This is a genomic window from Chryseobacterium gossypii, assembly GCF_041361455.1.
Classification (GTDB): Bacteria; Bacteroidota; Bacteroidia; order Flavobacteriales; family Weeksellaceae; genus Chryseobacterium; species Chryseobacterium gossypii.
The window spans coordinates 1-22,561 of sequence record NZ_JBGCUR010000019.1 but is presented as its reverse complement, the minus strand read 5'-3'; the positions used below and the strand labels follow the sequence as shown (position 1 = coordinate 22,561).

24 protein-coding genes and 1 tRNA gene are annotated in these 22,561 nt (G+C 36.9%); 16 read left to right on the top strand and 9 right to left on the bottom strand.

Going from position 1 to position 22,561, the window contains the following annotated elements:
- The first annotated feature begins 29 nt into the window (after nt 1–29).
- The 4 genes from gap (at nt 30) to htpG (ending at nt 5,955) form a co-directional block, all read left to right on the top strand.
- Nucleotides 30–1,040, top strand: a complete 1,011-nt coding sequence (gene gap, locus ABMQ40_RS11280; RefSeq protein WP_370899604.1) for a type I glyceraldehyde-3-phosphate dehydrogenase — start codon at nt 30–32, stop codon at nt 1,038–1,040.
- Nucleotides 1,041–1,425: 385 nt separating this feature from the next.
- The gene (locus ABMQ40_RS11275) at nt 1,426–2,688 is read left to right on the top strand and encodes an oxygenase MpaB family protein (RefSeq protein ID WP_370899602.1); all 1,263 of its coding nucleotides are present in this window, start codon (nt 1,426–1,428) and stop codon (nt 2,686–2,688) included.
- A 225-nt stretch (nt 2,689–2,913) separates the two neighbouring features.
- A complete protein-coding gene (gene recA / locus ABMQ40_RS11270; protein ID WP_370899600.1) occupies nt 2,914–3,915 on the top strand; it encodes a recombinase RecA in 1,002 nt (333 codons plus the stop codon).
- A gap of 144 nt (nt 3,916–4,059) precedes the next feature.
- A complete protein-coding gene (htpG, locus tag ABMQ40_RS11265) occupies nt 4,060–5,955 on the top strand; it encodes a molecular chaperone HtpG (protein ID WP_370899598.1) in 1,896 nt (631 codons plus the stop codon).
- Between the two features lie 80 nt (nt 5,956–6,035).
- Here htpG and ABMQ40_RS11260 read toward each other — a convergent pair whose 3' ends face one another.
- Entirely contained in the window at nt 6,036–6,371 is a 336-nt protein-coding gene (locus ABMQ40_RS11260; RefSeq protein WP_370899596.1) for a hypothetical protein, read from the bottom strand.
- A gap of 146 nt (nt 6,372–6,517) precedes the next feature.
- On the opposite strand from ABMQ40_RS11260, the gene ABMQ40_RS11255 reads away from it, so the two are divergent.
- Nucleotides 6,518–6,901: a helix-turn-helix domain-containing protein gene (locus ABMQ40_RS11255; RefSeq protein ID WP_370899594.1), complete on the top strand. Its 384-nt coding sequence runs from the start codon at nt 6,518–6,520 to the stop codon at nt 6,899–6,901.
- Nucleotides 6,902–6,903: 2 nt separating this feature from the next.
- On the opposite strand, the gene ABMQ40_RS11250 is transcribed toward ABMQ40_RS11255, so the two are convergent.
- On the bottom strand, nt 6,904–7,200 hold the full coding sequence (locus tag ABMQ40_RS11250; RefSeq protein ID WP_370899592.1) for an MGMT family protein: 297 nt from the start codon (nt 7,198–7,200) through the stop codon (nt 6,904–6,906).
- A gap of 88 nt (nt 7,201–7,288) precedes the next feature.
- Between ABMQ40_RS11250 and ABMQ40_RS11245 the strand changes: the two genes are divergently transcribed.
- Nucleotides 7,289–7,435, top strand: coding sequence for a hypothetical protein (locus ABMQ40_RS11245; RefSeq protein ID WP_370899590.1), 147 nt, complete (start codon nt 7,289–7,291; stop codon nt 7,433–7,435).
- Nucleotides 7,436–7,530: 95 nt separating this feature from the next.
- Here ABMQ40_RS11245 and ABMQ40_RS11240 read toward each other — a convergent pair whose 3' ends face one another.
- The 3 genes from ABMQ40_RS11240 to ABMQ40_RS11230 all read right to left on the bottom strand — a co-directional run bounded on the left by ABMQ40_RS11240 (nt 7,531) and on the right by ABMQ40_RS11230 (nt 10,021).
- Entirely contained in the window at nt 7,531–8,505 is a 975-nt protein-coding gene (locus ABMQ40_RS11240) for a deoxyhypusine synthase family protein (protein ID WP_370899588.1), read from the bottom strand.
- 64 nt (nt 8,506–8,569) lie between these two features.
- The gene (arfB, locus tag ABMQ40_RS11235; protein WP_370899586.1) at nt 8,570–8,962 is read right to left on the bottom strand and encodes an alternative ribosome rescue aminoacyl-tRNA hydrolase ArfB; all 393 of its coding nucleotides are present in this window, start codon (nt 8,960–8,962) and stop codon (nt 8,570–8,572) included.
- A gap of 42 nt (nt 8,963–9,004) precedes the next feature.
- Nucleotides 9,005–10,021 carry an AMP-binding protein gene (locus ABMQ40_RS11230; RefSeq protein WP_370899584.1) on the bottom strand — a complete coding sequence of 339 codons (1,017 nt, stop codon included), beginning with the start codon at nt 10,019–10,021 and terminating at the stop codon, nt 9,005–9,007.
- Between the two features lie 107 nt (nt 10,022–10,128).
- On the opposite strand from ABMQ40_RS11230, the gene ABMQ40_RS11225 reads away from it, so the two are divergent.
- From ABMQ40_RS11225 to ABMQ40_RS11185, 9 genes are all read left to right on the top strand, one after another.
- A tRNA-Gln gene (locus tag ABMQ40_RS11225) sits at nt 10,129–10,202 on the top strand.
- 476 nt (nt 10,203–10,678) lie between these two features.
- The gene (locus tag ABMQ40_RS11220) at nt 10,679–12,022 is read left to right on the top strand and encodes a YopA family protein (protein WP_370899582.1); all 1,344 of its coding nucleotides are present in this window, start codon (nt 10,679–10,681) and stop codon (nt 12,020–12,022) included.
- A gap of 779 nt (nt 12,023–12,801) precedes the next feature.
- Nucleotides 12,802–13,239 (top strand): hypothetical protein, encoded by a 438-nt coding sequence (locus ABMQ40_RS11215; protein WP_370899580.1) that lies wholly within the window; start codon nt 12,802–12,804, stop codon nt 13,237–13,239.
- 289 nt (nt 13,240–13,528) lie between these two features.
- Nucleotides 13,529–14,905, top strand: coding sequence for a hypothetical protein (locus tag ABMQ40_RS11210; protein WP_370899578.1), 1,377 nt, complete (start codon nt 13,529–13,531; stop codon nt 14,903–14,905).
- Between the two features lie 24 nt (nt 14,906–14,929).
- Nucleotides 14,930–15,508 carry a DUF6705 family protein gene (locus tag ABMQ40_RS11205; protein WP_370899576.1) on the top strand — a complete coding sequence of 193 codons (579 nt, stop codon included), beginning with the start codon at nt 14,930–14,932 and terminating at the stop codon, nt 15,506–15,508.
- Between the two features lie 322 nt (nt 15,509–15,830).
- Nucleotides 15,831–16,043 (top strand): hypothetical protein, encoded by a 213-nt coding sequence (locus tag ABMQ40_RS11200; protein WP_370899574.1) that lies wholly within the window; start codon nt 15,831–15,833, stop codon nt 16,041–16,043.
- A gap of 1 nt (nt 16,044) precedes the next feature.
- Nucleotides 16,045–16,320: a hypothetical protein gene (locus ABMQ40_RS11195; RefSeq protein WP_370899572.1), complete on the top strand. Its 276-nt coding sequence runs from the start codon at nt 16,045–16,047 to the stop codon at nt 16,318–16,320.
- Between the two features lie 548 nt (nt 16,321–16,868).
- Nucleotides 16,869–18,548 (top strand): FAD-binding dehydrogenase, encoded by a 1,680-nt coding sequence (locus ABMQ40_RS11190; protein ID WP_370899570.1) that lies wholly within the window; start codon nt 16,869–16,871, stop codon nt 18,546–18,548.
- Nucleotides 18,549–18,557: 9 nt separating this feature from the next.
- Nucleotides 18,558–19,361, top strand: coding sequence for an SDR family oxidoreductase (locus tag ABMQ40_RS11185; protein ID WP_370899568.1), 804 nt, complete (start codon nt 18,558–18,560; stop codon nt 19,359–19,361).
- Nucleotides 19,362–19,419: 58 nt separating this feature from the next.
- Here the strand turns inward: ABMQ40_RS11185 and ABMQ40_RS11180 are convergent, their stop codons facing one another.
- The 4 genes from ABMQ40_RS11180 to ABMQ40_RS11165 all read right to left on the bottom strand — a co-directional run bounded on the left by ABMQ40_RS11180 (nt 19,420) and on the right by ABMQ40_RS11165 (nt 22,004).
- Nucleotides 19,420–20,157, bottom strand: coding sequence for a thioesterase II family protein (locus ABMQ40_RS11180; protein WP_370899566.1), 738 nt, complete (start codon nt 20,155–20,157; stop codon nt 19,420–19,422).
- A gap of 192 nt (nt 20,158–20,349) precedes the next feature.
- On the bottom strand, nt 20,350–20,913 hold the full coding sequence (locus ABMQ40_RS11175; protein ID WP_370899564.1) for a phage tail-like protein: 564 nt from the start codon (nt 20,911–20,913) through the stop codon (nt 20,350–20,352).
- Between the two features lie 146 nt (nt 20,914–21,059).
- On the bottom strand, nt 21,060–21,698 hold the full coding sequence (locus ABMQ40_RS11170; protein WP_370899562.1) for a 4'-phosphopantetheinyl transferase family protein: 639 nt from the start codon (nt 21,696–21,698) through the stop codon (nt 21,060–21,062).
- A gap of 9 nt (nt 21,699–21,707) precedes the next feature.
- Nucleotides 21,708–22,004, bottom strand: coding sequence for a helix-turn-helix domain-containing protein (locus tag ABMQ40_RS11165; protein WP_370899560.1), 297 nt, complete (start codon nt 22,002–22,004; stop codon nt 21,708–21,710).
- A gap of 172 nt (nt 22,005–22,176) precedes the next feature.
- Here ABMQ40_RS11165 and ABMQ40_RS11160 point away from each other — a divergent pair.
- The coding region (locus tag ABMQ40_RS11160; protein WP_370899558.1) for a cbb3-type cytochrome c oxidase subunit I at nt 22,177–22,561 on the top strand (385 nt) is incomplete at its 3' end.

Genomic DNA, 22,561 nt, shown 5'->3' with positions numbered 1-22,561 from the left:
ATTATTTTTATAATCAAAAACAAACTATTATGTCAACAATTAAAGTAGGTATCAACGGGTTTGGTAGAATCGGACGTCTTGTTTTCAGGGCAATGACTGAAAGGGATAACATCGAAGTTGTAGGAATCAATGACCTGATCAATGCAGAATACATGGCGTATATGCTAAAGTATGATTCCGTACACGGAATTTTCCCGGGTGAGGTATCTGTGGAAGGTAACGATCTTGTAGTAAACGGAAAAAGAATCAGGGTAACTGCTGAAAAAGATCCGAATAACCTGAAATGGAATGAAGTGGGAGCTGATTATATTGTGGAGTCCACAGGTCTTTTCTTATCAAAAGATGCTGCCCAGGCCCACATCAATGCAGGCGCGAAAAAAGTTATCCTTTCTGCTCCTTCCAAAGATGATACTCCAATGTTTGTAATGGGTGTGAACCATAAAGAACTTACTGACGATATCAAAATCTTATCCAACGCATCTTGTACAACCAACTGTTTGGCGCCTTTGGCCAAGGTAATCCACGATAAGTTCGGAATCGTTGAAGGTTTAATGACAACCGTACATGCTACAACTGCCACACAAAAAACCGTTGACGGACCTTCTATGAAAGACTGGAGAGGAGGAAGAGCCGCGCTTAACAACATTATTCCTTCTTCTACGGGAGCTGCCAAAGCGGTAGGAAAAGTAATCCCTTCCCTAAACGGTAAGTTAACCGGTATGTCTTTCAGAGTCCCTACAGTAGATGTTTCTGTAGTTGACCTTACAGTAAGACTGGAAAAAGCCACTTCTTACGATGAGATCTGTGCTGCAATTAAAGAAGCTTCTGAAGGAGAATTGAAAGGTATTCTGGGATATACTGAGGATGCTGTAGTTTCTCAGGATTTCGTAGGAGATAAGAGGACTTCCATTTTCGACAAAGATGCCGGGATCATGCTTTCTCCTAACTTTGTGAAACTTGTTTCATGGTATGATAATGAAATGGGGTATTCAAACAAATTAGTTGATATGCTTGTGCATGCTGCTTCTTTATCAAAATAATGAGCAATAAGTAATTAAGTAATATAATCAATAAAAACCTTCCCAGTGGGAAGGTTTTTTTATAAAAGACCTCCCGGGTTCGGGAGGTCTTAGTTTATCATTTCAAACAGCTAAATAAAGAAAAATGCTAAACTATTATTTAAGTTTCTGCTGACAGCAAAATTATCAAACAACATTTTTTCTAAAGATTTCCGTTGATTATCAGGAGTTAACGTTTCTGAATTGAACAGAACAAGAAAACATCAACTTAAATAAAATATGCCGGAATTGAGTTTTCAGGATTATTAACGCAGCAAATTTTGCATTTTTTTAATTGTAAAAAAATCCCCATTTTGTGGTATTTTATAGATTTTTTTTAATTATTTTTAGTCCAAAACTTAAATTCATGGATAATCCGAATACTGATAAATCTCACCAGAATTTCCACCATGAAACCTGTAATTTTATCCTGATGAAAAGGACTGTCTTACAACCCCGCTTTAAAGATTTCCCACATTTTAAAGATTTCTGGACCAAAGGTAATGGAAAACAGCTTATTGAATTTTCCGGAGCTGAGGTAAGCTTCCGGGATTTTGACCAATTTGCCCCTTACTATTATCATGTTGACGAAATTGGAGACCAGGTTGTAAACGATGTTTATTTTGCGAAAAGCTTTCATGAAGCCACAAGGGAAATTGAATCCTGTATCAGGAATGGGGTTTCGGATACCGACGATCTTCCTGAGAGTGTAAAAAAGCTTTTTGCACAGACCCAAAAGATACCAGGCTGGCTTGATCGTGATCTCCTGAAAAGCGGTGCAGAATTATGTATGAGAGGCAGCCTTGATTCCCTGATCTCATTAAGGGATTACTGCCTGATCGGCGGCTATGATTATGCTTATCTCAATAAACCGCTTATCGCAACGGAAGCCTTGAAAAAAGGGGCCGTAAAACGGCTTTCCGAAACACTGGATTTCTGGGTAAATGCAACCCGGCATAATGCTCTGGAAATCCATGCAAAAGGTTATGAGTTTGTCATCAAGACCCGGCTGATACATTCCTACGCGAGGTTGTCCATCAGAAAAAGTTATAAAGACTGGGATATGGAGAACTGGGGTGAGCCTATCAATTCCTGGGATATGATGGCCACCTATATCGGTTTCAGCCTGGTTTTTCTTCACGGCTTAAAAAAGCTGGGCAATACTTTTTCAGATAAAGAAGAAAAGGGTGTTTTTCATCTTTGGAAGTATGTAGGGTATTTATTAGGAATCCCTGAAAATCTTTTACCCGACAATAAGAAACAGGCCACAGAGTATTTTTATTTATGGACCTCCGTTCAGCCTTCTTCTGATAAAGACTCTGTACTCCTTGCACAGTCTTTGCTGAATGAGTCTCTGGAAAATGCCATTTTAAAGTTTAAGTTCCAAAGAAGGAATTTACGGTATTTACATATCTGCTGCATATGGTTCCTGCTGGATAATGAGGTTTGCAAAAGATTACAGATCCCGGATGTTCCCAACAGGAGCTTATTTCCTGAATCGATAAAGCTTTTCAATAAAATTTACGGAAAGCTGGTAAGCAGGGAAACGAGAATAAAAAGAGGAAACAGGAGTCAGTCTAAAGCGCTGGAGAACTATCTAAGGATAACAAAAAATTCAAATTTCCATTAATTTTTTTACAGTTTCAGAGCCATACTTTATTTCTGTGAGGCTTGAGTTTTACTTATCCGGCAATAGCCCTTTTGATTTCTACTTTTATTTTATTCAGAATGACAGTCAGCATATTATACCGGACAATTTTATAATTTTTTAACTATAAAAACAGCTTTACGAAGCAAATAATATTAGTTTTTGACGATTAATTTCCGTATTTTTGATAAATTATTTTAATTAGAGATGAGTAACATTGATGATAAGAAAAAAGCACTTGCTCTGGTGCTTGACAAACTAGATAAAACTTACGGCAAAGGGACCGTAATGACCTTGGGGGATGATTCTGTTGACCATACTATCGAAGTAATTCCGTCCGGATCTTTAGGGCTGGATATTGCATTAGGTGTGGGCGGATATCCCAGAGGAAGGATCATTGAAATTTATGGTCCTGAATCTTCCGGTAAAACCACTCTGACCCTTCATGCCATCGCTGAAGCTCAGAAGGCAGGTGGTATTGCCGCATTTATTGATGCCGAACACGCCTTTGACAGGACTTATGCGGCCAAATTAGGAATTGATCTGGAAAACCTGATCATTTCCCAGCCGGATAATGGTGAGCAGGCTTTGGAAATTGCAGACAACCTTATCCGCTCAGGAGCCATTGACATTGTTGTCATTGACTCCGTGGCAGCGCTGACTCCAAAAGCTGAAATCGAAGGTGAAATGGGGGATTCCAAAATGGGTCTTCATGCCAGACTGATGTCTCAGGCATTAAGGAAACTTACAGCTACCATTTCAAGAACCAAGTGTACGGTAATTTTCATTAACCAACTTAGAGAAAAGATCGGTGTAATGTTCGGAAACCCTGAAACAACAACAGGAGGAAATGCCCTGAAGTTCTATGCCTCCGTAAGGGTAGATATCAGAAAGGCAAGCGCACCTATCAAACAGGGGGATGAGGCGATCGGAAGCCGTGTAAAAGTAAAGATAGTGAAGAATAAAGTAGCTCCGCCTTTTAAACAAGCCGAATTTGACATTATGTACGGAGAAGGGGTTTCAAAAGTTGGAGAAATCCTGGATACCGCGGTAGATATGGGAATTGTGAAAAAAAGCGGCTCATGGTTCAGCTATGAAGATACCAAACTCGGACAGGGCCGGGATGCTGTAAAAGATGTTCTAAGAGATAATCCCGAGCTTTCGGAAGAACTGGAAAACAGGATCAAGGAAGAACTGAAAAGTAAATAATTTACAAAATAATATACCCTTTAAGACAGCCATCAGGCTGTCTTTTTGTTTTGAAGAATTCAGAATGATCCGCTATGCCATTCTGTCACTTTCTCTTCCATGGTATTTTTTTTGAGAAGGCATTGATATTAAAATTAAATTATTATGACTAAAGGAAATATTAATGTATCCGTGGAAAATATTTTTCCGCTTATTAAAAAATTTCTTTACAGTGATCACGAGATATTTTTAAGAGAGCTGATTTCCAATGCTACCGATGCCACTTTAAAATTGAAACACCTGACAAGCATCGGAGAGGCAAAGGTTGAATATGGAAATCCGAAAATCGAAGTTAAGATCAACAAGGAACAAAAAACCCTCCACATCATCGATCAGGGAATCGGGATGACCGGCGAAGAAGTTGAAAAATATATTAACCAGGTTGCATTTTCAGGGGCTGAAGAGTTTTTGGAAAAGTATAAAGATACAGCCAAGGATGCCGGAATCATCGGCCACTTCGGGCTTGGCTTTTATTCCGCATTTATGGTTGCAGACAAGGTGGAGATCCTTACCAAATCCTACAGGGAGGATGCCTCAGCAGTTCGCTGGATCTGTGACGGCAGCCCGGAATTCACACTTGAAGAGACGGCAGACAAAACCGACAGGGGAACGGAAATCATCCTTCATATTGCAGAGGATTCAACAGAGTTTTTAGAGGAAGGAAGAATCCGCGAACTGCTGTTGAAATACAATAAGTTTATGCCTGTTCCTATTAAATTCGGAACAAGAACCCATACATTACCTTTACCGGAGGATGCCCCGGAAGACGCTGTTGCCGAAACAGAGGAAGTTGATCATATCATCAACAATCCTACCCCGGCATGGACAATCGCTCCAAGTGAGCTGACCAATGAAGACTATATGAAATTCTATCACGAGCTGTATCCAATGCAGTTTGAGGAACCTTTATTCCACATTCATCTGAATGTTGATTATCCGTTCAATCTCACAGGAATTTTATTCTTCCCAAAACTGAACAATAATTTAAACATTGAGAAAGATAAAATTCAGCTATATCAGAACCAGGTTTTTGTAACTGATGAAGTAAAAGGCATTGTTCCGGATTTCCTAATGCTCCTCCGTGGTGTGATTGATTCTCCGGATATCCCATTGAACGTCTCCCGTTCTTACCTTCAGGCAGATGGCGCCGTAAAGAAGATCTCTTCTTACATTACTAAAAAAGTAGCCGATAAAATGTCTTCATTAATCAACGAAAACCGGGAAGATTATGAAAAAAAATGGAACGATATTAAGGTGGTCATTGAATACGGGATCGTTACTGAAGAAAAATTTGCAGAAAAATCAGACAAATTCACATTATACCCTACCACCGACGGCCAATATTTCTTATGGAATGAGCTTGTTGAAAAGATCAAACCTTTACAGACCGATAAGAATGGTAATCTGATTATCTTATATGCTTCCAATGCTGACGAGCAGCACAGCTATATCCAATCTGCAAAAGATAAAGGATATGAAGTTCTGCTGCTGGATTCCCCTATTATCCCGCATGTTATCCAGAAGCTCGAAACTTCCAAGGAGAAGGTCTCATTTGCCAGGGTGGATGCAGACCATATCAATAACCTGATTAAAAAAGATGAACCCATCATTTCCAAACTGAACGACGCCGACAAGGAGTCTTTAAAGAAAAATGTGGAAGAAGCTATTAAGGATTCAAAATTCACGGTTCAGCTTGAAGATCTGGACAGCAATGACGCTCCGTTCACAATCACCCAGCCGGAATTTATGAGGAGAATGAAAGATATGCAGGCTACTGGCGGAGGTGGGATGTTTGCAATGGGAGGCTTCCCTGAAATGTATAATCTGGTGGTTAACTCTAACAGTGATTTTGCCAGCCAAATCCTGAAAACAGAAAATCCTGAAGAAAAGGAAAGCCTGATAAAGTATGCCCTGGATCTGGCCAAGCTTTCCCAGAACCTGCTGAAAGGAAAAGATCTTACAGATTTTATTCATAAAAGCTATAAGCAGATCAGCAAATAATAAATATTCGGCGAAGCCTTTGGCTTCGCCGAATATTTAACTTTTATATTTAAATCAAAGAAGATTCCGTACCAAAGTTATCACTTTCTTGTTGCTACAAGTATGGTTCTTACCTGGTTGTAATCGTAATTGAATTGCTCCACTTCCTCTTTTTCTTTGAATACTTTAAATTCTTTTATTTTATCTTCCTTAAGAAGCTTATTAAACTTCTTTAAATCCGAGGTCTTATTATTTATTAAAACAACGGTCTGGGCATTCTGTTTTTCAATTGCTGCCGAAAGCATGAGCATGCGCTTATTGGCTTCATAATCCGTACTGTAATCCACGATAGGCTTTTTAGAATCCAGGGTCCATTTTGTTTTTGTACTACAGCTATACAGAGTCAGAACAAAAAATAGTGTGAACAGATATCTCATGATAAAATTTTTAATCTTTTCTTTTAACAAATGTAATAAAGTTCAGCTAATATATTCTTTATAGAGCCTTTATATTTTTTTTGTGATTTTTTTGTACCATACTTGTACAAATTTGTATTTTTATCTGAATTTGTAAAAAACGCATCATGCAAAAAGAAAAACTACGTTTGGTAAGAAAGAGAAAAGGATATACTCAGCAGCAAATTGCTGATGTGATTGCCACAGATGTATCCAACTACAGCAGAAAAGAAAGTGGTGATGTGAGGATTATACGGGATGAATGGGAAAAAATCGCCAATTTCCTGGATGTCCCCGTAGAGGAGATATATGAGGAGGATGAAGGGAAAGTAGTTATCAATAATGATCATCCGGTCTATAATGACAATGCATCTTCCTCAGCAGGAGTTATCACTCAGTTTCACAACATTTCTCCATCTATTATTACCAATCTCCAGGATTATATCGCTATTCTGAAACAGGAAATCGAACGTCTTAACGAAGAAATAAAGAAATTAAACGGTAAAAAATAAGCTCAAAGTTCCGTCAAAGGATCCCAGAAAAGCTTTTTAAAGTTTTTAATCCTGAAATTTTCGATAACAATTCCTTCTGCTTCCAGCCTGGATTGAAACTCCGGTACAGACAGGGTTCCCGAACTGGAGATGACACGGTGGGCGGGTACATCTCCAGGACATCCTCCCATAGCTTTGCCCACATGGCGCGAATGGTTCGGATATCCCACAGCTTTGGCTATTGCTCCATAGGTGGAGACCCTGCCCTTCGGTATCAGCCTTGTAACTTCGTAAACCTGTTGTTTGAAAATATCATCCATATTGCATCAATTGGTTTAGATAAAAATAACAAAATATTTTTGCACTATTTTTGATTCAAAAGTAATAAGATTGTGAAAATATAAAGTTATGAAAAAAATATTCTTCAGATTTCTAAACAAAATCAATAAAGCAGTCTTGCCAAAGCTAAGCAATAAAGACCCTAACAAATTGAACAAACTGCAAAAGGGGATTCTGGCTTACCGTTATTTTGTACTGATCAATTCCCTTGACTAAAGCAGACTCATCGGCTGTTCTATGAATACAGACAATAGAATGTATAATAAAAACGCTCCGGAAATCGGAGCGCTCAGTATTTCAAAATTTAAATTCTAAGAATTTTCCAGGATGTAAGAGAACATCAATGGCGCACAAATGGTAGCATCACTTTCAACGATAAACTTCGGTGTAGTAATATCCAGTTTACCCCATGTGATCTTTTCATTAGGCACAGCACCTGAATAAGATCCGTATGATGTTGTAGAATCTGAGATCTGGCAGAAATAAGACCAGAAAGGAATGTCATGCATTTCCATATCCTGATACAGCATCGGTACCACACAAATAGGGAAATCTCCTGCAATTCCTCCACCGATCTGGAAGAAGCCCACTCCTTTTCCACCTGAGTTTTTAGTATACCAGTCCGCCAGATACATCATATATTCAATTCCTGATTTCATTGTAGAGGCTTTAAGATCACCTTTAATGCAGTAAGAGGCAAAGATATTCCCCATAGTGGAATCTTCCCATCCCGGAACTACAATCGGCAGGTTTTTCTCGGCCGCTGCAATCATCCATGAATTTTCCCTGGGAATTTCATAATATTGTTCCAAAACTCCTGAAAGGATCATTTTATACATATATTCGTGCGGAAAATAGCGTTCCCCCTTGTTATCTGCATCTTTCCAGATCTCATAAATATGTTTTTGCAGTCTTCTGAACGCTTCTTCCTCGGGGATACAGGTATCAGTAACCCTGTTCAAACCTCTTTCCAGCAGATCCCATTCTTCCTGTGGTGTCAGATCTCTGTAATGAGGCACCCTTTCATAATGAGAATGGGCAACAAGGTTCATCAGATCTTCCTCAAGATTGGCACCGGTGCAAGAAATAAAATCTACTTTTCCCTGACGGATCATCTCGGCAAGAATTTTCCCCAGCTCTGCGGTAGACATTGCTCCGGCCAAAGTGATCATCATCTTTCCGCCATCTTTAAGATGCGCAACATACCCCTTAGAAGCATCCACCAATGCAGCTGCATTGAAGTGCAGATAGTATTTTTCTATAAATTCAGAAATCGGTTTGTTCATTATTTTGATTTTTGCAAAGATAAAACTTAAAAACGGAATGTAGTAACTCCCTCTTAACTCAAATTTAAAATTTAAAACGTCTGCGGTCTTTTTTCTCTGAAAGTTTCTTTTTGGTATCCAGTCTTTTTTGCTTCTGAACTTTTGAAGGCTTTGTAGCCAATCTTTTTTTAGGAACAATCAAAGCTTTGTTCACAATCTCAATAATCTTTTCAATGGCCTTATTCTTATTCATCAATTGGGTCCTGCTTTCGGAAACCGTTAAGAATAAAAAGCCATCCGCATTAATTCTGTTTCTCAGCTTATCCCGAATCAATTGTTTTTCATCTTCATTAAAAAGATCCGAATCTGAAATCTTCCAAAGCACCGTAACCGAAGTTTCAACCTTATTGACGTTCTGTCCTCCTGCCCCACTGCTTCGGGAAGTTTTAAAATTTAGCTCTTTTGTAAAATCTTTCATGGCATTAGTATTCAAAGGGATAAGGTTAAAAGCTTTATCCGGTTACAAAGAATCATTTATATGTTTATTCAATTCCATACGGCTTACCTTACCATTCGGAGTTCTGGGGATTTCCTTTATAAAAAGGATTTCTTTAGGTCTGTGGAACTTTTTCTCAAATGGTATTTCTGATATTTTCCTTACCAGATCTTCCGATTCCTCTCCCTCGATCACCAAGATCAATTTCTGGCCCAAACTTTCATCCTTAAGTCCTAAAAACACCACTTCATTGGGAATTTCTTTTTTTACCAGGCTTTCCAACTCTTCAGGAAAAATTTTCACCCCGCCGGAATTGATAACGTTATCAATCCTTCCCACAAACCTGAACTGCCTGTCATTCCGAATATCGACTAAATCATTAGTTTGCAGAATATCGGGATTAACATCCGGGGCAAAAATCCTCAGGCAGCCTCTCTGATCTTTAGAGATAGAAACATTTTCAAAAACGGTAAAATCATCTTCCTGATGAGGGGCCAGCTGTTTCAAAGCAATATGGGAAAGGGTTTCCGACATACCATAGGTTTCGAATATATTGGCCTTTAAACCCGATATCCTTTTTTTAAGATTTTCCGATACGGCAGCTCCACCAATAATAAGATTTCTGACCAGATGCAACTTACCAATCGAATTTTCAACCTGCAAAGGGGTCATAGCACAGAAATCTATTTCATGTTCCAAATCTTCAAGTGGCTTTAATGACGGATCTGCAATAATCAATTTCAGCTTTCTTTCAATGGATCGTACCATCATCATTTTCCCGGAAATATATTCTACAGGAAGGCACAGCAATGCGGTATCCCCTTCCTGTAATCCCAGGAAATTGCAGGTCATAACCGCAGAATTAATCATTCTTTTTTTCTCAATCTCAAAAATTTTCGGGACTCCTGTTGACCCGGATGTCTGAACTTCTACCGTTTCCATATCCGAAAACCAACAGTCTAAAAATTTTTTGATTTTTTTTTGAAATTCTGTCTCAAAGTCTAAATTATTAATTTTGAGATTATTGAAATCAATTACCATATTGCTGCCTATAAAAAAGTGAAGTAAATTTAAAAAAAAGTTCACAAACCCCTTGCATGTAAAGAAAAAAGCTGTAAATTTGCACCACTGAAACAAACGAACAATACAGACTCATGGTGTAACGGTAGCACAAGTGATTTTGGTTCATTTAGTTGGGGTTCGAATCCCTGTGAGTCTACCACCTAAACAATGCAACTTGCCAAATTACAGTAAGTTGCATTTTGTTTTAGCCACTTTTTACGTTTGGTCACCTTTTAGTCATACTTTTGATAAAAAACACTCGGAGTGAACTTCATTGAATTTATTTGAACCTGATTGTATATTTGAAGTACCAAATAACACGAATGCTAAGTAGGTCATCATTTGTGTTTTTTAAGTCTTTCGTTTCATTGAGAGACTTTTTTCACTATTGCAAATAGGGTCATATTCTCAGTTTCTCACAGTACAAATATGATATAATTTCCATTAGTGTTTTAATCCTAAAATAACATAAATATGCGTCAATGCAAAAAGAAGAATAAAAACAACTCATATTTTGTCATTGAAAATCAAATCATTATACATTATTCATAAAGGTTAAAAAAATTGGCGCAATATCTATTGTTATTATTGACACAATGCGTAAATTAGAAAGTCTTTAAAAATTACGCTTAAATTTTGAAACAAGAAAAAAATACAGCAGTTACACCAATTATCAAAATTGAAAACCCAAATGATAAATTCATTATTTATGAAGGTAATTTTGAATTGAAGAACTCAAAATCTGAAACTATAAATGTAAATGGAAAAATTTATTTTAAATGGTTTCCTCACATTGGCTCAAAATTTACGGGTGAAATAATTAATGGAAAAAATTCAGTTTCTTTTTTTGAGGAAGATAAATTGCAATTCATAGTTAATAATAATGTAGTCGCAAATTGCTATATAAGTAATCAAGAAATTGGTTCAAATTACATTATTTCTGGTGGATTTTATGGTAATATCGTATTAGGTGACAAATCTCTAACATCACAAAAATTCAAGTTTTCACTACTCAATCTTGAAGATTTTCTTGGTGACAACATCGAATCAAATACCGAAAAATCAACAAGATATTCTAGTGGAAGAATATTTTTAAAAAATAAAAAATTCGAAATCTTTATTGATAAGGATTTTGATTATAAAACAAAATCAAATTTATTAAAAGAAGAAGGTGGATTTCATATTTTATATAACGGTGAAATTAATTTTTATAAAGACTCTCTAAATTTTAATCAAATAAATGAAATAATAGAGATTCTTGGTACTTTCTTAAGCTTTGTTTCTGGAAAGAAAAATACTCCATTATTTCTTTCTGCAATTCACGAAGATGTAATTCTTTATCAAGATTTTACTGGCTATCATAACTATCCATATGAATATAGACCTTCTTGGAGTAATTTATACACAACAGGTTATTTAAACGATTTATTTCAAAATTTTTATGATGTTTGGAAATCAACACCTGAAAATAAATTTTTCTTATCTTCAATAATTCATTGGTATACAGAAATTAATTGCAATAGTGGATATTCTGAAGGATCATTAATTTTAGCGCAAACTGCATTAGAATTACTTTATAATTGGCTAGTCATTGAAAATAAGAAATTAATAATTGGAAAAGATTCAGAAAATATTAGTGCAGCAAATAAAATTAGATTATTAATTTCTCAATCATCAATACCTTATGACATACCTGCTAAATTCACAAAACTTGAAAAATATAGAAAAGACAGTAAATTACCCGATGGAATTGAGGCTATTGTGCAAATAAGAAATGCTATTGTACATTCACAAGAGGAAAAAAGAAAAAAATTAAGTGAAATTGACAATATGGCAATTTATGAAGCTGTTCAACTAAGTTTATGGTATATAGAACTTACTATACTCAATATTCTTAAATTTGATGATAAATATACAAATCGCTGCTCAGTTGAACTTGTATCATCATATAAATTGGAATTACCTCCTTGGAGCAAATAAGACTTTCTGCTAACATCGGCTTGGCAAAATGCGGGGTTAAAGTCTAAGTTGTCCTACTCTACTTTTTTGGCTGCCAATATTTCCAATTTTACATTTTTTAATTAAATTAGTTCCACTGTCTAAAATTGAACCATTGTATTTCCATTTAAAAAAAAAGTCTTATTTCTCTCATACTGTTCTTAGATATAACAGTATTCTCACAGGAAAAATTTGATTGCAACAATCTTTCTAAAACGAATTATCTCAACAAGTACCGTGAACTCCGAAGCTATGGACTAGACAAAATCACACTCAAAGACGGTAGAGAGGTATTTCCATTGGTTATATCTCAATTTATGGCGAAAACAGCCTGCGGCAAGCCTGTATCAATGCGGCTTATGCAGACCACAAATATGGTACAGAAGCCTATTACGAAATGTACCGAAAAAATATCAACAATATATCCGGGAACATTTATGAGAAACTCGGATTACTTCCAAATATTCATGGAAATGATTACACAACTCAAAAACCAATAACAGAATGGAAAGAAAACTATTCAGATAGACCACAACATTTTAGATTCGATTATCTTAGTTTTTGTATTGGCAATTTTGGCCGTTTTTGCAATAGAGCATTTTAGCACATTCTCATACATTCCCACTTTAAGCACACCAAATATTGACAATGATGGAAAACTTATTGTAAGCGGAACGTATAACACCCGAACAACACCCGTAGGCACATGTACCAATACCTTTCGGAACAAAAATAAGTTTACCGACAAACGGTAAAACATTATGAACAAACAACTATTTTTAGTATTACTGCTTACAGCTACATTATCATTAGTAACCGTAAACTGTTCTAACAGCAGTGATGATGACACACCAAACAATCAGCAAACACCTGCAACAACTCAATATTTTCATCCTCCGGCATGGATTCAGGATAGTTGGGCGGTAAGTAACGGTACGATCACAAATAAACTGTTTAGATTTACTGATTCAGATTTTATCTCATTGGCATCAGGTAGTGAAATTAGTCATACAGGATTAATCAAAGCACATCCTTATGGCGGAAGTGTTGATGAAACTTCTAATACTTCGTCACTGTATATTTTTGATATAAAATTTAATAATTCAGGAGTAACACAACATTATGAGTTCAGGAAAGTTTCAGCTACCCAAATTCAATGGTACAGCAACGGGACTTGGATAGATTTGATAAAGCTTTAACAACAACATCAGCCTTGACCCCAAACGGTCAAGGTTGTTTTTATCTTCGTAAAAACTGATGAACAGAGGGGCTAACAGAAAATCTGCTACATAGTACCAATATATATACAATCTTATATATTTTATTATATTACTATAAATTCACTTACATTTATTATGGGAAAAAAAATCAGGAAAACACGTCAAGTCTTGTCACTACAAATATTTAGATTTGTAGTGTTAAAAAAACTAATAAAATGAAAGCACATTTTCAAAAAATATTATTTAATTTACAAAATCAAAAAAAACTATGAGAAAAAAGAATATTTTAAGGCTGTTTTTGCTAATAGCATTTGCAACATCCTTATATTCCTGTGTTCATGACGAACTTTATTCAGCAACTGATCCGCAATCAAAAGAATATAGCTCAAAAAGCCTCTGGAAAGAGGATGAAAAGTATATTAAAAATGTCATGCAGGTTTATTTTGAAAATGAAACCCAGATCAAAAAAGGAAATGGAGTTCCCCTTTGGGATTATGCCATGACTATGGACCATTTTGATGAAAGTTATTTAATGGTGCCTGTGACCAATATGGGAAAAGTTATTTCCGTTTTGAAGGTTCCCAGACATGGTAAAAAAATATACTTCATTTATACATCATCCCAGAATGATATTGATTTTTTTCAAAGCCTAATTTCCCCGAACGTCAAGAAGGCTTCAAACACCCAGATAAGTAATGCATTGAATAAGCTGGTTTGTGTAACTAAAACCGTTTCGACATGGTATCCTGATGATGAAAGTAATCCTGATCCTAGCTCTGGTGCTGGGCATTGGGAAAGCCACAATGTAACAACCTGCACCAATCAACAGATGGACCAATGTCTGGGAGTGGTACTTCCTGATGGCACATGTGAAGGAGGAAGCTTTGGTGATGGAGGAGGATATGATTATCCTGGAAGTGGAGGACTTCCTGACTCTGAAGAGCCTGAAAATCCTTGTGAAAATAGCAAGAGCATGTTAAACAGGCCTAATGTTCAACAGGGCATTGCTAATATAAAATCACAGGCATTACAAACACTGAGTAATATAAATGCGGGCGAAACAGGCTTTAAAGAGAAAAAAGACGGAACAGTAGTTCCCGCAGATGTAAACTCAGCACACCAAGTTGTTTTTAATGATGTGACAGATAGTTATGGTGGCTACCATAATCATACTGCAACAGGAATACACATGTTCTCACCACCAGATATAGCATATTCATTGTTTGGCTTTGCAGCGGCACAAAGTATAAATGATGGAGTAGGAAATGCTTATTTAGGAATGATTGCAGCAGAATGGTGCAATACTTGCCCTGGCGGAAAAAAAGAAATACATTATGTAATACGTTATGTAGGTACAGGAACAGAATTAGGAAATTTTGTATATTCACCTGAACAAATGGCACAGTTTAAGAATGACTATCAAACTAAAGAAAGCGAATTAGCTAATACCAGTTTAAACGGGAGTACTTATATTAATTCAGCAGGCGATTTGAATGAAAAAGGATTAGAAAAATTGTTTTTTGATACTTTGACAAATATGGGACTTGATAACAGAGTAGTCCTTCAACGTGTAGAGCCTAATGGAACAGTATATAATGTGACAAAAGATAGTTCAGGCTCAATTACAGCAACACCATGTCCATAAAATTAATCTATAAAAAATAAAAAAATGAAAATAGTATATAAAATAGCTCTTATATTAATAATGCTGAATATCATATCTTGTAAAGCTCAGCAGACATTCCCATTATTAACATCAATAGATAATATTCCTAATTTATCACACTTAAAGGACACAAATAATGAACTTCAATCTTTTACGGGTACATACTCAGCTACATATAATGGTAATCAAATTACTCTTTTTATTTCTAAAGAAAATGATAAACTTTTCAACACTAGGGGAAAACAGATTTATAAAGATATTTTATCTATAAGATACATCATAAAGAATTCTTCTGGAGCTGTTCTACAAGATACACAAAATAAAGTTTTTCAACCAGATTTACTGCATACTATTTACAGTTTATGGGTAACAGAAAATGGCACTAAGGTATCATTTAACTATGCTGGTACAAATTGTAGTGTAGGATGGGGTAAAATAATATTAAAAAAAGTTAATACCACACAACTTTCTTGGGAATATCGTCCAAATGATATTACCACAACAGAAAGTCAATGTCCTTCCACTTTAGATACAACAATTTACTTACCTGAAACAAAAGATTTGATTTTTACAAAACAATAAATAAATATTATAATATAAATTTATATAGTAGCCTTGACTGTAAACGGTCAAGGTTTTTTTTTATCTTGCAATTATGAAAAACATCATCAAATGGAATCCTATATTGGATTTTAACAGAATATACAATAATCCTGATCTAAGCAAAAAAGAAAAAGAATCCAAGTACACGGAAATACTTGATACAACCTAATACATGGGCTGATAATAGTTATATCAAAATCAGCAATTCCAAAACAGGACTGTTAAGAAAATTTCTGAGTTAGGAACTGGTCAGGAAGTTAAAATAGGTGGAAGAACGATTGTTGTTGAACCCGAAGCTCCAATGTCAGGTCTTACACTTTTCGAAGAAAATGCCTTTGTTCTTGGTAAAGATGCCTTTAGCTCTCCTTTAGAATTAAGAAAAACTATATTACATGAATTGTATAGATTAAATACGAGTAATCTGAAAGGACAAAATGTTACACAAGGAGCGGTAAGTGGTGAAACTAAAGCAGCTTTTGACTTTGCTGAAAAAAATGCACAAAAACTAAAATAATATGGGAGTTTTTATAATTAAAAGAGTTTTTACTTTAAACTATAAGAAAAAATTAGTTATAGCAGGAATAATAAAAAATGTTGATGAAAAGAGTATTAATAACTCAAATAGTTTAGTGATAAATAATAATGTAAACCTTCCTATACAAGAACTTAATGAATCGCTTATAGAAGATAAAACCTATCAAGCTTTTACCTTTGATTTAAACACGATAGGTGAAGATTTATTACAAGATATTATTAAGCTTAAAGAAGGGCAAGAATTTAAAATAATCTAGTTAGATTAAATAAATACAAAATCCTCTCGTCATTGATGGGAGGATTTATTTTACATCTTGTAGAACATTAGAAAGTGCATCTTTATCTTTTATAGAAATTGTTTCAACAATAATGCATTAAATCCGATCCAAAAAAATGTTTAAAATGAAATTCAGTTTTTCAGATCATCCGAAAAAACTGAAAAACTGAAGCTTAAAACAAAACTTTTTTTATACCAAACTGCTCTATAAACCAGATCATGAGTATTTCCTATCTTTCCATTTTGATATATCTTCATCCACAATGTGAATATCCGAAAGATATTTCTTACAGAGATTCCATACAGGGGTCATCCTCGTTATCCGTTTGTAAATCTCAAGCATTTTATAGTTGAAATGAGTCCGTACTCATTACCCATTTAATAAAATTAATTTGATTTAACAAGCTCTCGCATCTAAATGATTTAGCATGGATATCTTCAGAAAGATACAGAAACTTCACAATTCTTTTTCAGAGGAATCTATTAAATGTAAATATTTTATACTTTTATATAAAATATTCCAGTAAAATGTCAGAAAAATTCCAACCCGATGCCATTATTATAGGAACCGGATTAGCGGGACTCACTGCTGCTATGGAAATAACCAATGCAGGGAAAAAGGTACTGCTGCTGGACCAGGAAACAGAACAAAATATAGGCGGACAGGCATTCTGGTCGTTTGGAGGCTTGTTTCTGATCAACTCTCCCCAACAGCGGAAAATGGGAATCAAAGATTCTTATGAACTGGCTTTGCAGGATTGGAAAGGCACTGCCGGTTTTGACCGCGAGGAGGATTATTGGCCCCGTCAATGGGCTAAAGCGTATTTAAAGTTTGCCGCAGGTGAAAAATACAATTACATTTCCAGACTTGGAATCAAGCTGATGTTTATGGTAGGATGGGCAGAACGAGGTGACGGATCAGCTGACGGCCACGGAAATTCAGTGCCCCGTTTTCATGTAAGCTGGGGTACAGGCACAGGAGTGGTAAAACCTTTTGTAGAGAAAGCATATGAGGCAAAAGAAAAGGGTTTACTGCAAATGAAATTCAGGCACAGGGTCACAGAGCTGATAACAGAGCATGGAAAAATAAAAGGCCTGAAAGGTGATATCCTGGAAAATGACAACCAGGAAAGAGGTGCTGCTACCAATAGAAATGTAATATCACAGTTTGAATATTCCGCTTCTCATATCATTATAGCATCCGGAGGCATTGGTGCCAATCATGAGCTGGTACGTAAAAACTGGCCTGAAAGGCTGGGTAATGCACCACAACATATGGTTTGCGGAGTTCCAGCTTATGTAGATGGAAAAATGATCGAAATTGCAGAAAAGGCCGGAAGCCATATCATCAACAAGGACAGGATGTGGCATTATACGGAAGGTTTGCAGAATTGGGATCCGATATGGCCCAATCATGGCATCAGAATTTTACCGGGACCTTCTTCCCTTTGGTTCGATGCCCGGGGGAACCGTCTTCCCGCTCCTCTATATCCCGGCTTTGATACATTGGGAACTTTGAAATATATACAGGATACCGGGCATTCTTATTCATGGTTTATTCTGACCCAGAAAATCATTAAAAAAGAATTTGCTCTTTCAGGTTCTGAACAAAATCCGGATATCACCAATAGAGATTACCTTCTTTTTTTGAAAAGGATCTTTGGCAAAAAAGCACCTGGTCCCGTAGAAGCATTTAAGGAGCATGGTAAGGACTTTATAGTATCGGATAATCTGAAAGACCTGGTTGATAAAATGAATATACTTTCCGGGGATTATCTTCTGGATTATGAGAAAATAAAGTCACAGATTGAAGCCAGGGACAGGGAACTGGATAATCCATTCTCAAAAGATACTCAGGTGAACTATATCCGGAATACCCGGAATTATCTTGGTGATAAGCTTGGACGCGTTGCGGCCCCACATAAAATATTGGCTCCGGAAAACGGTCCTTTAATAGCTGTACGCCTTAACATCCTGACCCGAAAAACTCTGGGCGGGATAAAAACCAATCTGAACGGACAGGTCCTAAGGAATGATGATAGTATCATTGAAGGACTATATGCTGCCGGGGAAGCATCAGGATTTGGCGGCGGCGGAATGCATGGCTACCGTGCTTTGGAAGGGACATTCCTCGGCGGGTGCATTTTCTCGGGAATGAAAGCGGGAAAATATATTGCAATGCTTAAGGAAAAACATTCAGATCTATAAAATTACAAGATGGAAAATTATTTTAATGATAAAGTGATCTGGATGACCGGGGCATCATCAGGGATTGGGAAAGCTCTGGTTAAAGAACTGGCCATGAATAGCAACGCAAAAATTATCCTTTCGTCCCGGAAAAGGGAAGAGCTGTATTCCGTTGCCGAGAAATCAGGCCTTAACGCTGACCGGTATGCAGTGATCTCTCTGGATCTGATGAATTATAAAGATATGCCTGATATGGCAGACAAAGCAATAGAAAGGTTTGGAAAGGTTGATCTTCTTATTAACAATGCAGGACTATCACAGCGTTCCTTAGCCATGGAAACGGATATAGAGGTAGACAAGCGCCTGATGGATACCGATTTCATCGGAACTGTGGCATTGACCAAAGCAGTGATTCCCTATATGATCAGAAATGGCGGTGGCCAGATCGCTGTTGTATCAAGTCTTATGGGAATATTCGGAGCCCCTATGCGAAGTGGCTATGCAGCTGCCAAACATGCATTACATGGATTCTTTGATGCCTTACGTGCAGAATTATACAAAGACAATATTCTGATAACCATTATCTGCCCCGGCTTTATACAAACCAATATTTCCATACATGCTGTTACGGGAAACGGCTCACCACAGGGAACAATGGATGATGCCACCATGAAAGGCATGCCCGCTGATATTTTCGCAAAAAAAATGCTTTTAGCCGTTGAAAAACGGAAAAATCAGAAGACAATAGGCGGCCGGGAAGTATTGGGAGTTTATCTTAAGAGATTCTTTCCTGCATTATTGGCAAAGATCATCCGCAAAGCAAAAGTCGTTTAGACATACCCTACCTATTCCAGGGCTTAATAATGAACCCTAATCCGGCAACAGTACTTTCTTAAAACGAATAATGCTTATAATCCGCCGTGACAGGGCTCATAAGATTTTTAATCATCCGCGCAAGGTAATTGAAGTTTTGATTAATAAAAAAATGGTTACCATTCACTATCTGACATTCGCAGACAGCATCGGTATAGTTCTCCCAGTTTCTTATATGAGATGAATATTGCTCATTCTTTCCCATGACTGCAAAAACAGGGGTCTGTATCTTTTCACTGAACGGTACATTATCCTTGCTTTCCAGCAATCCGAAGTCTGCCCTGAGTACAGGCTCGAAAAAGTCCAATAACTCTTCATATTCCATCAATTCATCTGACAGGCCGCCCAGCTTTCTTATTTCAGCGAAAAATTCCGCTCTTGGCAATCCGGCAATGGGCGGGTTATTTTTTATTTCTGGCCCGGGATATCCCGTAGGAACAAAATAGCTGACGGGGTCCGTACTTTCCATGGCATGGCAAATTTCAAGTCCCAATATGGCTCCCATGCTATGCCCGTAAATTAAATACGGAACCTCCTTTTGCCTTGCATTTTTGATCTGGTTCAGCAGATCAGATACGGCTTCCTTTTTATTCGTTAGGAAAGATTCGGTCATCCGCTCTCCTCTGCCTGGAAGTTCAGGTGTTTCCACCTGGTAAAAAGGCTGTAAGCTTTCGATCATCGGACGGAAAGAATTCCTGTCACCACCTGCATAATGTAATAAAAATATCTGTGGTTTTGCTGATATTGTTCTATTCATAATTTCTTACTGTTCATTATGTAAACACGGGAGGGATTATCTAAGACATCTCCATAGATCGGCATAGCTTAACCCGTAGATCAGTCTGAGGTGCCATTTAGGCTTAATACCCGTAAACAGATTCAGGAAGTTGTCTCCTATAATGCTATACAATAGCTCTGTATGAAGGATGATTTATCAGAAATTTCCAGCTTACTTTGAAGTAACCGAGCATGTTTTTCCAGCAATATTAACATTGAAAGTTATATTGCCTGCTTTATCCGGGATTCCTGTAACGGAGTACTGCAGACTTCCGTTTCCTCTTACGAAGTTCCCCACAGCCAGCTCTGCGGTTAATCCGTTTGCCTGGATGCTTTGTGGCTGGTAAGAGCTCCCGTCTCCTCCTGTATAAGGAATGACCAACATTCCTTTATAAGGCTGGCCTACCTTTGGAGCAGGTGAAAGTGTAGCGGAGGAACATGACAGGGATAGAGAGTGTAGCGGGCTTGATGTTTTAAGGGTTGATGTTCCAAGACATTTAGACCATTTCCCGGCCTGATATGCTTTTACGCATTCTTCGGATTGATCATAGATCATCATTCCATCAACAGGATTTGGGACAGCATTCGTATTGGCAACTCTGTTTAAAAGAAGGGTTTTGTTTTCCGATCCTAATTCCAGATCGGCACTGGAATGGGGATTATCTTTTTTAATCCCAATCTGAGCATAGCAAAACGCATTAAAACTGAGGGCTATCAGTAATACATTCTTTTTCATTGTGTTAATCATGTGTTTGATAATTTTTTCTCGCCGTAAAGATATATGTTAATTTTGGAATGGCAAAAAAATACATGAAAAATATCACCACACTATGATTTATTGCCGCTTTCTAACGGTCACATATAACATTATTTATAGCTATTTTATATCGCAAAATGCTCCGAAACGATCACTTCATCCTTCATCTTGGCATTATTGGACGCTATACAACCGCGATACTTTTCGCTGATAAAAATATCTTTTACAAAGAATTTTTCCCCGTCGATCATGCATTCACCTTCTGAAACCTCAAAAGAATCCAAAGGGATCATCATTCCGCTGCCGTGGGCTTTTATGACGGCCTCTTTTTGTGTCCAGTATGTAAATAAGCTTTTAGTTTTATCTTCAGAATTTTGAATTTTATCAAACTCACCGGCAGTCATTTGAAATTGGAAATCCAGATAATTTGTATCAGCATCTAAAAACTCCACGTCAATACCTATCGGAAAATCTGCTATGATACACACCACCAGATCTTTGGAATGGGATATATTGAAATGAATCTTTTGTCCTTTTAAAACCGGCTTGTTGTCAGGCAGCAGCTCAACATCAGATTCATTTATATTGTAATAGGTATTTAATCCATGTTTCAGAAGAACCCTCCCCAATAAGGACAACTGGGCATCCTGCCACCTCCTATAACTCAGAATCTTCTCTTTAAAGTCCCCGGGAAAAGCATTCAGATACCTGCTGAGGAGCTCCTGATGTTTCTCTTCACTGATAAAGGCATATAAAATGGTCATCAGTATTGCCTATTCTAAATATTCCTTAGGAACAGAAATATTATTCTGCTTCATGTAATGTAAAAGCTCGTGATATTTATTTTCGTAATCATTTAAACCGCATTGGTCCGAAATACTGCAGATATCGGAAGGCTTTATATCTAAGATCCCGGAGATCTTTTTCAGTATATCCAGATTGATTTTCACTTTCCCGTTTTCTATATCCGAATAAGCTTTCTGGGAAATTCCCATTTCAAATGCCATATATTCCTGAGTAAGATCCTTACTCCTGCGGACTTTTCTGATGTTTTGGCTGCATATTTTCATCCCTTTTGCTTTTAGTGGTTTTCCGTATAATTTAGAAGTATATCTAATAGACTCTCACAAAGTTAATAAATACCTTTGGCAAAACATTATACACTTATATGATATTTTGTATCACCGTAATTGAAAGATTCCCGGTGAAGAAAAAATATCACTTCAGTCAATAATTGGAATTATGGAGACGCAGAAATTTAATTATGACAATTCTATTGTCAAAGCATTCTTGTATGCTACTATCGTATTCGGGCTTATAGGATTCCTGCTGGGCCTTACAGCCGCTTTAATGCTTTTCTATCCGGAATTACCTGAATTTTTATTCGGTACAGATGATACCACTATCCAGAGTCTGAGAAGCGGAAATATTCAGGGGCTTATTAATACCCAGGGCGCAATGGGATTCGGAAGGATCAGAATGCTGCATACCAGTGCCGTAATTTTTGCTTTTGTCTGCAATTCTTTCTTTTGTGGCGCTTATTACAGCATGCAAAGGCTTTTAAAGACAAGAATGTACAGCGATACGCTGTCCTGGATCCACTTCTGGACCTGGCAGATCATGATCA

Bases quoted from the DNA above. Each gene is read 5' to 3' on its own strand.
- ABMQ40_RS11230 (WP_370899584.1), bottom strand. From the start codon at position 10,021: ATGGTAATTGATTTCAATAATCTCAAAATTAATAATTTAGACTTTGAG.
- ABMQ40_RS11255 (WP_370899594.1), top strand. From the start codon at position 6,518: ATGCAAAAAGAAAAACTACGTTTGGTAAGAAAGAGAAAAGGATATACT.
- ABMQ40_RS11210 (WP_370899578.1), top strand. From the start codon at position 13,529: ATGAGAAAAAAGAATATTTTAAGGCTGTTTTTGCTAATAGCATTTGCA.
- ABMQ40_RS11200 (WP_370899574.1), top strand. From the start codon at position 15,831: ATGTCAGGTCTTACACTTTTCGAAGAAAATGCCTTTGTTCTTGGTAAA.
- ABMQ40_RS11240 (WP_370899588.1), bottom strand. From the start codon at position 8,505: ATGAACAAACCGATTTCTGAATTTATAGAAAAATACTATCTGCACTTC.
- ABMQ40_RS11275 (WP_370899602.1), top strand. From the start codon at position 1,426: ATGGATAATCCGAATACTGATAAATCTCACCAGAATTTCCACCATGAA.
- ABMQ40_RS11185 (WP_370899568.1), top strand. From the start codon at position 18,558: ATGGAAAATTATTTTAATGATAAAGTGATCTGGATGACCGGGGCATCA.
- ABMQ40_RS11250 (WP_370899592.1), bottom strand. From the start codon at position 7,200: ATGGATGATATTTTCAAACAACAGGTTTACGAAGTTACAAGGCTGATA.
- ABMQ40_RS11215 (WP_370899580.1), top strand. From the start codon at position 12,802: ATGAACAAACAACTATTTTTAGTATTACTGCTTACAGCTACATTATCA.
- ABMQ40_RS11170 (WP_370899562.1), bottom strand. From the start codon at position 21,698: ATGACCATTTTATATGCCTTTATCAGTGAAGAGAAACATCAGGAGCTC.
- ABMQ40_RS11195 (WP_370899572.1), top strand. From the start codon at position 16,045: ATGGGAGTTTTTATAATTAAAAGAGTTTTTACTTTAAACTATAAGAAA.
- recA (WP_370899600.1), top strand. From the start codon at position 2,914: ATGAGTAACATTGATGATAAGAAAAAAGCACTTGCTCTGGTGCTTGAC.
- ABMQ40_RS11260 (WP_370899596.1), bottom strand. From the start codon at position 6,371: ATGAGATATCTGTTCACACTATTTTTTGTTCTGACTCTGTATAGCTGT.
- ABMQ40_RS11165 (WP_370899560.1), bottom strand. From the start codon at position 22,004: ATGAAAATATGCAGCCAAAACATCAGAAAAGTCCGCAGGAGTAAGGAT.
- ABMQ40_RS11245 (WP_370899590.1), top strand. From the start codon at position 7,289: ATGAAAAAAATATTCTTCAGATTTCTAAACAAAATCAATAAAGCAGTC.
- arfB (WP_370899586.1), bottom strand. From the start codon at position 8,962: ATGAAAGATTTTACAAAAGAGCTAAATTTTAAAACTTCCCGAAGCAGT.
- htpG (WP_370899598.1), top strand. From the start codon at position 4,060: ATGACTAAAGGAAATATTAATGTATCCGTGGAAAATATTTTTCCGCTT.
- ABMQ40_RS11205 (WP_370899576.1), top strand. From the start codon at position 14,930: ATGAAAATAGTATATAAAATAGCTCTTATATTAATAATGCTGAATATC.
- ABMQ40_RS11190 (WP_370899570.1), top strand. From the start codon at position 16,869: ATGTCAGAAAAATTCCAACCCGATGCCATTATTATAGGAACCGGATTA.
- ABMQ40_RS11175 (WP_370899564.1), bottom strand. From the start codon at position 20,913: ATGAAAAAGAATGTATTACTGATAGCCCTCAGTTTTAATGCGTTTTGC.
- gap (WP_370899604.1), top strand. From the start codon at position 30: ATGTCAACAATTAAAGTAGGTATCAACGGGTTTGGTAGAATCGGACGT.
- ABMQ40_RS11180 (WP_370899566.1), bottom strand. From the start codon at position 20,157: ATGAATAGAACAATATCAGCAAAACCACAGATATTTTTATTACATTAT.